Annotated in this window: 6 protein-coding genes and 2 riboswitches; of the genes, 1 reads left to right on the top strand and 5 read right to left on the bottom strand. The window is 24.0% G+C overall.

Going from position 1 to position 10,947, the window contains the following annotated elements:
• Positions 1-551: 551 nt before the first annotated feature.
• Positions 552-653: riboswitch (purine riboswitch) on the bottom strand.
• An 88-nt stretch (positions 654-741) separates the two neighbouring features.
• From BN346_RS05345 to BN346_RS05325, 5 genes are all read right to left on the bottom strand, one after another.
• Positions 742-4,293, bottom strand: a complete 3,552-nt coding sequence (locus BN346_RS05345) for an AAA family ATPase (RefSeq protein WP_034440234.1) — start codon at positions 4,291-4,293, stop codon at positions 742-744.
• 153 nt (positions 4,294-4,446) lie between these two features.
• Positions 4,447-6,096, bottom strand: a complete 1,650-nt coding sequence (locus tag BN346_RS05340; protein ID WP_034440233.1) for a hypothetical protein — start codon at positions 6,094-6,096, stop codon at positions 4,447-4,449.
• 486 nt (positions 6,097-6,582) lie between these two features.
• Complete coding sequence (gene truA / locus BN346_RS05335) at positions 6,583-7,332, bottom strand: tRNA pseudouridine(38-40) synthase TruA (protein ID WP_034440232.1); 750 nt, start codon at positions 7,330-7,332, stop codon at positions 6,583-6,585.
• 136 nt (positions 7,333-7,468) lie between these two features.
• The gene (locus tag BN346_RS05330) at positions 7,469-8,800 is read right to left on the bottom strand and encodes an APC family permease (RefSeq protein WP_034440231.1); all 1,332 of its coding nucleotides are present in this window, start codon (positions 8,798-8,800) and stop codon (positions 7,469-7,471) included.
• An 86-nt stretch (positions 8,801-8,886) separates the two neighbouring features.
• Positions 8,887-9,061: riboswitch (Lysine riboswitch) on the bottom strand.
• A 199-nt stretch (positions 9,062-9,260) separates the two neighbouring features.
• On the bottom strand, positions 9,261-9,494 hold the full coding sequence (locus tag BN346_RS05325; RefSeq protein ID WP_034440230.1) for a TIGR04540 family protein: 234 nt from the start codon (positions 9,492-9,494) through the stop codon (positions 9,261-9,263).
• 558 nt (positions 9,495-10,052) lie between these two features.
• Here BN346_RS05325 and BN346_RS05320 point away from each other — a divergent pair.
• Positions 10,053-10,928: an alpha/beta hydrolase gene (locus BN346_RS05320; RefSeq protein ID WP_034440228.1), complete on the top strand. Its 876-nt coding sequence runs from the start codon at positions 10,053-10,055 to the stop codon at positions 10,926-10,928.
• Positions 10,929-10,947 lie beyond the last annotated feature (19 nt).

The following is a 10,947-nucleotide window of genomic DNA, read 5'->3' as shown; positions in this document are numbered from 1 at the left end:
CAATGATGGTTAATATTATTCACTTCATTCTTAATATTTATGAATAGAATTGCATAAAAACTATGTTTTTATATTGTTTTCAAACTAATTTGCTTAGCAAATTATCATAAAAATTGATTCAAATAAACTGAGACTTCAGTTTTATTATTCATTGTTAATTGTTCATCGTTAATTATTAATTTTGTATAACACTTCAAATTGCTCTTTTTCAACTGAAACATGAATAACTTAAAGTTTAGACTTGTATTCCTATATATATTTTCAAGCTAATATTTTAGTTTGTACATTTATTGATTGATATTCTTAATTTTAAATTTAATTCATAACATTTAAAATAATTGCTGTTTAGATATAAAATTTAATTCATTCTAAAAACTAAAAATATTTTTACTTTAATATATAATTTCTATTTTATTATAGCTTGTACGATATTTTAATAAATAAGTTTAAAATTCTATGCTTATAAGCTTTTAGGGATATACGGTACATAAAAAACACCTCAAATTAAATTTGAGGTGTTGGAAATTTTAATAAAAAATATAATAATCTTTACTAAAATAACTTAACCCCGTAGTCTGCTAATTATTGGCTAGCAGGTAGAAACTTTCGGACCTTATCTCCGATGATATACGAGTCTGTCATATGATATAAGGAGATTATATCATAAACATTAATTTTAGTACAGAATTAATTTTATATTTTTTAATTCGTTTATTAAATCTTATTAAACAAAATTTTATCCTATCTAATTAATCTACTTTTTAATATTTTAAATTCTTCATTATCTATTATTTTTAAGCTCAATAAATTGTTTAATTTTGTAAGTTCTTCTGTAATTGAATAATTATATAATTTTTCTTCATTTTTTAAAATTGCATCCTTATTGCATTCTAAGTCTATTTCAAAATCAATTTCATTTCTATTTATAAATACCTCTTCACTTTTTCTTATATCTTCTTTATTTATTATATCTATTTCTTTAGAAGATATATTTTCATTAGATACTCGTATACTTTGTATTCTCACAAGATTATCTAAATATTTTTTTATCATCAATCCATTTTTCAATCCTAAGTTTTTTGTATTATAAAGTTTACTTACTACATTTTTTAATTCACTTTCTCCCTGTTCATCTAATGAGAAACCTTTAGTTTTTATTAAATGTAATGTTATATCTAATAACTCTTCACTAGTATAGTCTTCAAAATCAAACCAAATTGGAAATCTATAGTTAAGTGATTGATTTTTTAATATTAAATCTTTCATTGGATTTTTTTCACCTGATAATACTATAACTATTTTATTTTTATTTTTATCTAAAAATTTTATAAGTGATGCAACTATTTCCTTATTACTATTTTCTTCTTTAAGCAAGTGAGCTTTATCAATTAAAACTACTTTTCCTAAAAACTTATTTAATATATCTTCTAGTTGCATACCCTTGTTTAGCATAGATATAATCTCATTCTCATCTATTTCAATTATACTTTTAGCTTTAACAATTCCCATGCTATAGTACATTTCTGATAATATATTTAATACAGTTTTTTTACCTGTACCTATCTCTCCTGTAAACACCATATTCATATATTTATTTATATCACTTCGTTTTCCTAGCTTTTCTCTTTTTTCTTTAGTTTTCATAAACTTGTATTGATTTCTTAAAAATTCCTTAGATTTTTCGCTAGCTATTAATGATTTAAGTTTCTTTTCTAAATCAAAGTCACTACTATATTCAGATACATTTATAGCTTCTATATCTTTAATAGTTATAAGATTCATTTCATATGCACTAATATCTTCTTCAACAATTCTTATACTTTGATTTCTTATTATATTTTCAACATAATTTCTAACCATTCTTCCATTACCTGATTGTGAATCAGATTTTTCATATATATCAACAAAGCTTTTTTTAAGTGCTCCATAAGCATTTTTAGATAATCTAAATCCTTTAGATTCTATAAGCTTAATAGACATTTCTAAAAGTTCATTTGGATTATAATCTTCAAAATTAGTCCAAAGTGGGAATCTTGATCTTAATCCTATATTTACATCGAAGAATTCTTCCATTTCTTCTTCATATCCAGCAAGTATAACTATTACTTCTTTTGAGTAATCTTCAATCAATTTTAGTAGTGTTTCTATAGCTTCTCTTCCTAATGAATCGTTAGCTAGTGTATAAGCTTCATCGATAAATAAAATTCCACCAATAGCTTCTTTGAATTTAGCTTCTGTTTTTTTAGACGTTTCTCCTGGAATTTCTGAAACAAAACTTGATCTATCAGTTTCAATCAATTGACCAACTTTTAATAATCCCATACTATTTAACATATCAGCTACGACTCTTGCAATACTAGTTTTACCTGTTCCTGGATTACCTGCAAACACCATATTTAAATTTTGTTCTATTTTAGTATTTACTCCAGCTGATTTTCTTTTTTCTTGAGCAGCTATTAATTTATATTGACTTCTTAATAATTTTTTTACCTCATCTAATCCAACTATATCTTTTAATCTTTCTTCTAAATCAAACTTAGTTTTTGCTTTAAAGTTAAAATTATCTCTTTCTAACAAGTCTATCTGTTTTTCACTACTATTTAAATATTTTTTAGAAGCATCCATTATAGCATTTTCAACTATATTTCTTACAAACCTTGCATTTCCTAAATCATTTTTGCCTATAATTTGATTTTTGGCAAATAGCTCTATTAGATCATATTTAACATTTTTAGCTATTCTATATCCTTTTGATTTTGCAATTTTAACTGCTATTTGGTACATTTCAGATGGACTATAATCTTCAAAATGAATTACATTTGGAAACCTTGATTTAAGCCCCGGATTAATTGATATGAATTTTTCCATATCTTTTTCATATCCAGCCAATATAACAATTAAATTGTTTCTATTATCTTCTATTCCTTTTAAAAGTGCATCTACTATTTCTTTTCCAGCTTTATCATCTTCACTTTCACATAATGAATAAGCTTCATCTATAAATAAAAGTCCGCCTAATGCTGAATTTACTATATCATTAGTTCTTTTAGCAATATCATTTAGATTTTCTGATACAAAATCAGCTTTACTAACTTCTCTAAACTTTCCTTCTTTTAAAATTCCTAATGCATTTAAATATTCATAAGTAATTCTTGCCGCATTTGTTTTTCCTGTTCCTGCATTACCTGCAAAAATCATATTCATTGAAATATGTGAAGTTTTAAGTCCTAATCTCTCCCTTATTTTTTGTACTTTATAACTATTTTGAATATTATCGATAAAGTCTTTTAATCCCTTCATTCCAATTATTGAATTAAGTTTATATTTCACTTCATCCAATGTAGGTGTTGAATACTCACTTAATTTGAAAATATCTTTATCTACCTTACAGTAAATCCTATTATTTTCTATATACAAAATTAATACATTTTCCTTTTCAACCTCTTCCTGAATTATTAAACTACGAATAGGATTATATAACCTATATGCTACATACTCAGAAATCCCAAAACTACTATCTTCTCTATAATTTTCTTGAAAGAAATTACATATTCCTAAATCTTCTCCCATTTTATTGTTTTCTTCCATTTGAACTGTAACTTTAACACCAAATTCTTCTTCTATTCTAATTATAAATTTATTTACTTCTTTTCTTATTATTAATTTTCTTTCACTTTCATTTAATTTTTTAGTATGTAATACAGTTTCTATTTTCTTTAAAAACTTCCCATCAAATAATTCACTTATATCAATATCTTCCTTATTAGAAGTAAATATAAAAAACTTATTAGGACAAACTAATTTATTGATTCCTTCTTTATCTTTGTCATCACATTCTATTAAAAATTTATTTTTTATAGTATAGTTATCTTTTAAATTCACACATTCATTTGGTGAAATACTTGATAATATTTCTAACATTTCTTTTGTAGCCTTATCAAAATTTTTAAATAATAAACCCTGACTATTACTATTTAAACCTTCATACAAATCTGTTAGAAAAGCATTATATCCTAAATTAAAATTATATGATGATAAATCTATTTCATCTAAATTACTATTTTCTATTAATTTAACTTTTTCTAATTTATCAAATAAAAGTCTAACACTAGTTTTCTTTGCTGTATCTTTTTCACCAATTATAAATAAAATTCCTTTATCATTTTCTAAAATTTTATTTTCAAAGTAATTGCATAACTTTTTTAAGAATTTTTCTTGTCCTATCAAATCCTTATTTAATTTTTTTTCTATATATGAAAAATTTTCTTTTATATCTTTAACTCTACTATCCATATTACTTCACCTCTTTTGTATTTTTTATATTATATAACACATTTCTACATTTTTCGCTACTTTTTCAAAAACTTTAACATATTTTTAAAATAAAAAAATCTGATTAGTTCATTAAATATATATTACCAACTAATCAGATTTTTTATTTAATATTTATATATTTTTACTTTCCTTTTTATATTTATCAAACATAGTAAAATATTTTTCACCATTATCAATATTTTTTATTATAGATTTCATAACTGTTGCCCTAATTATTCTTTTTTTATTTAAGAATCTTAGATATTCAGAAATTGCACCAACTTCATAAATTATACTATTTTTGTTTTCTGCGATTTTTTTTATAAATAGGTCATTAAAATACTTATCTACAATTTCCTCATTTATTTTTTTCAGTTCCTTTTCATCCTTGCACTTAAGATAATTTCCCGCAAACCTTTCTGCACTATTTACATATCCTAAACAATTATCTAAATTATTTCTACCCAAATAAAAGAAAAAATCATCCATATTATCATGTACAAACTCACTTATACAATATTCATCTTCATTGTTATCATCACAATTGAAATTTTCTACAAAATCCAATATTTTATCAAAATTCAAATCAGGATCTATAAATATTTGCTCATTTTCTTTTCTAACTTTTATTAAGCTATTCTTTTCTTCTATTCCATAGTTTATTATTTCCTCAATGTGTTCTGTATCTAAATACTTAAATTCTCTTTTATCTATATGCACATTGTTTTTATCCATTATCTCTTCACCTAAAGGTGTTAAGTCATGCATATCATCACATTTCCATAAAATGCTCATTTTTTGCATAAATTCTTTAGCATTTGTTAACTCAAAAAATGTTTGAGAAATTAGTAATGTAAATAAATATGTTGGTGAAATTATTCCTAAATACTGTCCAAAAACTGTTGTAAATAATATATCCATATGTATTCTTATTTGTGCTTTTATAACTAACTCACCCATATTTTTATCCAATATATCTTTACTGTTTTTCTTTTTGTAAATAGTATTAATCGCATTATAAATTTCAGGATTTAAATTCTTCATTATATCTAAATATTCTTCTTCTTTCATATTATTATTCAAAAATTTCATAACAATATTTTTATCTATAAGATCACCTATAAAATCTACTTGTCTTAAATTTTTTACACAATTATCTACTGTTGCATCAAATATCTTTTTTAATTTTTCATTATTACTTAAACTTTTAAATTCATCATATCCTTCTTTATTTACTTTATAACATCCACATCCTATGGATATGACTCCCTTTAATATATTTAGTGCTATACATAAATCTATTAAATATAATATGTAATAATCACTTTTAAATTGAACTTCTTCCATAAGTTTATCATATTCTTCAACTAATAATTCTTTATCTACACCAACAGTTATAGTTGGATTAGTATATTTAACTATATTTTCTATATCTTTAAATACAGGATGGTCTTCCATTGAATAATACACATATTCTGTATTAAAGTTTAATTTTTCATCTTTTTTTATTGTTATGTATGGAGATATAAAGTAATTCCCCTTAATTTTACTTTGTGCAAATTCATTTATTATAAAATTTGGAGTTAAGTTAGATGCAACTAATATAGGTGAACAAAGCCACTTTTTAAATATTTCATTATTCTCATCCATAACTACTTCTTTTTCACTGCTATTCAAATTTATGTATGCATCTTCATATTCTTCTTTAAAATGATTTAACAATCTCTCTATATGCTTGTTTTTTCTTATTTCTTCTGTTATTTTTTCGCTTTTTAGTTCCATATTAAAATTACACCTCTAAATTCATATTCTTAATATAGAGTCTAGCCAAAGTATTTTTATTTAAACTTTAATCTTATTTATTATAGGGTTCCAAACTTAAATTTAAAGTAATATGTTTGTAAATTGATACTATTAAAGTTACATGTTATTTCTATTTTTCTATTGGAACCAAGTAAAAATTATGAATTAATAATAATAATGATGAATCGCAGGGGATTGAAATCCACGCTACAATGTTTTATTTGTACTTCAAATAAAATTAGTATAATATTTATCCATAAAGGGTTGATTTTGGAGAATAAATTCCCCATTATAGTATCCTTGCTAACCATAGTTTTCATAGTAAATATAACTATTACTTTGGATATTTTTTAAAACTAAGATTTCAGTTTTATCCTTCATTATTAATTTTTAATTTTCATATAAAAAGAGTATGCATATATAAAATTAATATATGCATACTCTTTCTTAATATGTTTATAACTTCTAGTACGTTACCCCTAACATACATAATCCTTTAGATGGTGCTTTTTCTCCTGCTTCACATCTTTTTTTAGTTTCTAATATTCTCTCAACTTCATTAACTTCAAGTATTCCTTTTCCTACATCAATTAATGTTCCAGTTAATATTCTAACCATGTTTAATAAAAATCCATTACCATTGATTTCAATTTTTATTATATTATCTTGCTCATGAATATTTATGTAATTTATTGTTCTAATAGTAGACTTGCCACTTTTAGCTTTCAAACTTGTAAAACTTTGAAAATCATGAGTTCCTAAAAGACACTTTGTAGCTTCTCTCATACTATCTAAATTTAAATTTTCTCCTATGTGATAAGAATATTTTCTTATAAATGGATCAGCATATTTATTATTGTCTATTGTATAAACATATGTTTTTGATTTTACATTTAATCTTGAATGAAACCTGTCACTAACATCTTTCATAGATGTTATAATTATATCTTCTGGCAAATACATATGTACATATTTCATCATTTCATCTATATTCATATTAGTATCAGTCTTAAAATTTGCAACATAATTTCTAGCATGAACTCCTGCATCTGTTCTTCCACAACCTATAACTTGAATTTCTTCTCCGGTCATCTTTGATAAAACATTTTCTAACTTATCTTGTATTGTTGAAACAGAAGTACCTTTTATATTTTGTTTTTGCCAACCTTTATAAGCCGAACCATCATATTGTATAGTCATTTTTATATTTCTCATATATTATTCATCTCTTTTCTACTTGTTTTAAAACTATTATTAAGTATAACAGAAAAATTTAGATTTAAACAATTTTGAGATAAATTAAATATGCTCTTATAAAATTATTTATTTATAACCTATTAATTTTATTTTTCTATTTATCTTTTTTGCTGAATATATTGTTATGGTAATTATATATATAAAACGGAATTCCACCTAACATTAGTAAAAATCCCCACATTACTATTTCTGCTCCTGAACCATATATAGTCCACATAGCATATATAAATCCTAATAATGGTATTATTGATTTTTTTAAAAATACTTTAATATTAAATTCATTACTTTCTTTAAACATAAGCATAATTTCAGCTGCTATAGTTAATAAATATACAGGTAAAAATGCTAATGTTGCAAGTATAGTTATAAAAGTAAAGGCTGAAACCATACTTTTTTGATAATTCATTATAAGTAATATATTTACAAGTATTGATCCTACTATTAAAGAATTTGCTGGTGTTTCATATTTGGGATGTAACTTTCCAAAAAACTTAGGAAATACACCATCTTGACCTGCTGCATATGCAACTCTTGCTGTAGATAAAAGCCAACCTATTACAGATCCTAAAATGCATACAATTACTGATATTGTTAAAAGTTTTCCAATTGAACTTCCTAATATATTAGTTAATATATCTGTTAATGGAGCAACACTTTGTGATAAATTTTCATTAGACATATTCCCTAGACTACCTATACTAATTAATAAATATATAATTGACGCTATTATAAGACCATATATTGTACTTTTTTTTACGTTCTTTTCTGGATTTTTAATTTCACCTGCTGTTACTGTTGCACTTTCTATTCCTACAAAAGCCCACAATGTTGATGTAGCAGCCAATGGTATAGTTCCTAACCCCTTGCCTTCTGGCAATAATGGTAACATATTTTGCTTATCAAAATTTAAAAATGCAATTACTATAAAAACTCCAAAAAATACTATTTTAAATACTGTTGCAAAACTTTGAAGTATCCCTGCTTTTTTTACTCCAACTATATTAATTATTGTAAATATCCATAGTATACAACTTGTATAAATTATAGATGCAACTGGATTTCTTAATATAGGAAAAACCTGTGAACTATAACTTCCTAAAGCTACTATTATAGCTGCATTGCCTATCCATGAACCATTCCAATATAACCATGCACTTAAAAAGCCTGTAAATTCTCCAAATGCTTCCTTAGTATATGTATAAGCACCACCAGTGCTGGGATATTTAGTTCCTAAATTTGCAAAAGACATAGCTATTAATATTGAACCTAATGTTGTAACTATCCAAGCAATAATTGTTGATAGTGGTCCTGATACCTCTGCAAGTGTTGCTGGCAACATAAATACACCTGAACCAATCATATTTCCACACACAAGCATAGTTGCCATAAAAAGGCTCATTTCTTTTTTTAAATTTTTTTCTTCCATTTAAAATGTTTCCTCCTTAGTTATGAGTAAAAAAAACAAGCTCAAAGGCTTCTCTTTGAGCTTGTCCATATCTAAAGATTAACAAACACAAAGACAGCACTCCACAAATAACTTTGTGACAGTCTTGCATATGTTATATACAAGACCAATGCATAGTGTTAAAGCATTAACTATACATTTCGGCAATAATCCCTTTCATATTAACTCATAGTGCTTAACTCATTAATATTACTCTTTATTATTGCAACCTCTATCTTTACTCTATATTTTTATTTACGTTTTTATTATTTAATTGATATTTTAGCACTTTTTTCTCAAATGTCAAATTATATTTAAATTATAATTTCATTAATCTTATATTATATAAGTATTTTATCATTATTTTTAGACTCTTTATAAGATTAAATCTCCATATAAATAAAACCGTACCCAATATTTGAGTACGGAAATTTTTTCAATTTTAAGCTTGATTTTTAACTATTTTATCTACTATTTCAGCATATTCGCTTCCTATTACATTAAATATTTTTGATGACATTTTTCCATCTTTATAAAATCTAGTATCATTACTTTCTAAAAGTATTATTACCTTTTTCTCTAAATCTTCGTAGGAAATAAGTTCATCTAAGTATACATCTACTAAATCCTTTACACATGTTGCTAATTCTTTTGGATTTTTATAAACTTTTCTCATAATTTGCTCCTTGTTCTAACCTTAAATTAAATCAATATTTTTTTATACATATTTTTTTATGTATCTTAGTCATATTATATAATAATTTATTTAAATTTCAAGTATTTTATTTTATTTATAAAATTTTAATATATTGTTCATTTAAAACTCACTCTATAGTGTTCCAAGTTCAAATTTTAAATAACATCTTTATCAAATGATATTATTAAGCTTACAGTTTATTTCTATATTTATATTTGGAACCAGTTGACAATTAAAAATTGACAATTGACAGTTATGGTTAATATTACTCATTTCATTCCTAATATTTAAAATAGAAATACCTAAAAACTACATTCTTACATTGTTTTCCACTAATTTGCTCTTCAAATTATTGCAAAATTTAATTTTAAAAAACTGAAACGTCACTTTTATCCTTCATTGTTAATTGTTAATTTTGTATAGCACTTTTTCAACTGAAGCATGAATAACTTAAAGTTTCAAAGAAGTTTTAATTGTACTTATTTCCCTATTTTTACTATTATATGCTAAAATATTGTATATGGGGGTATATAATAAATGATAGATTTAATAGAACTTAATGGTAAAAAAACTGAATATTATATAAATGGAAATAGTGATAAAACCATTTTAATATTTCCTGGCATGGAAGGCACTATTTATGATTGGTTAGATATTGCCGAGGAAATTTCTAAAAATTTTACTGTAATATTAATTCATCGCCAAGGGGTAGGCAAAAGTGAATTTATAAATGAATCTGAAGGAGTTTTAACTGCATGTAGACAAGCATATTCATTGCTTGAAAAACTAAACATAAAAAATAAAATTATTTTATTAGGTCATTCTTATGGTGGACTTTGTGTACAATACTTTGCTAAATTGCATCCTGAAAAAATAGAAAGTGCTATTTTAGTAGAATCAACTTCCATATATGTAAGAGAACTTGATAAAAATAATGTTTTTTTTAAGGATAATAAAGAATGGCTAAATCTATGCAAAAAGTATTCTAACTCTACTAAAGATGAATTAAGAAAAGAGTTACATCCTAATTTATCTAATAAACAATTACTTTTACCTAAATATATTCAAACTGAACTTTTAGATTTTTATATAAGACCTGAGCTTTACAAAGAAGAATATTTAGAAATACTAGATTTAGATAATGTTACTAAATTCAATGATTTATCAGCATTTCCCGACATTACACTAAAAATACTAGTTAGAGATGCTACTTATTCAATAAATAAAATGATTATAGAAGAAGGTTTAAATGAGTCTGAAGCTAATTATATAGAAAACATATGGCAAACTGCATCTAAAAAATTATTATCTTTATCAACTAAAAGTTCTATGGAATTAATTGAAAATTGTGGACATTTAATCAACGAAGACAATCCTGATGCCATTATAAATGCAATTTATTCATTAGTTTAAACTAAAAATATTATATTAG

Origin of the sequence: Clostridium ihumii AP5 (genome assembly GCF_000612845.1) — a bacterium.
GTDB classification, from domain to species: Bacteria; Bacillota; Clostridia; order Clostridiales; family Clostridiaceae; genus Clostridium_J; species Clostridium_J ihumii.
This window is presented reverse-complemented; position numbering and strand designations above follow the sequence as displayed.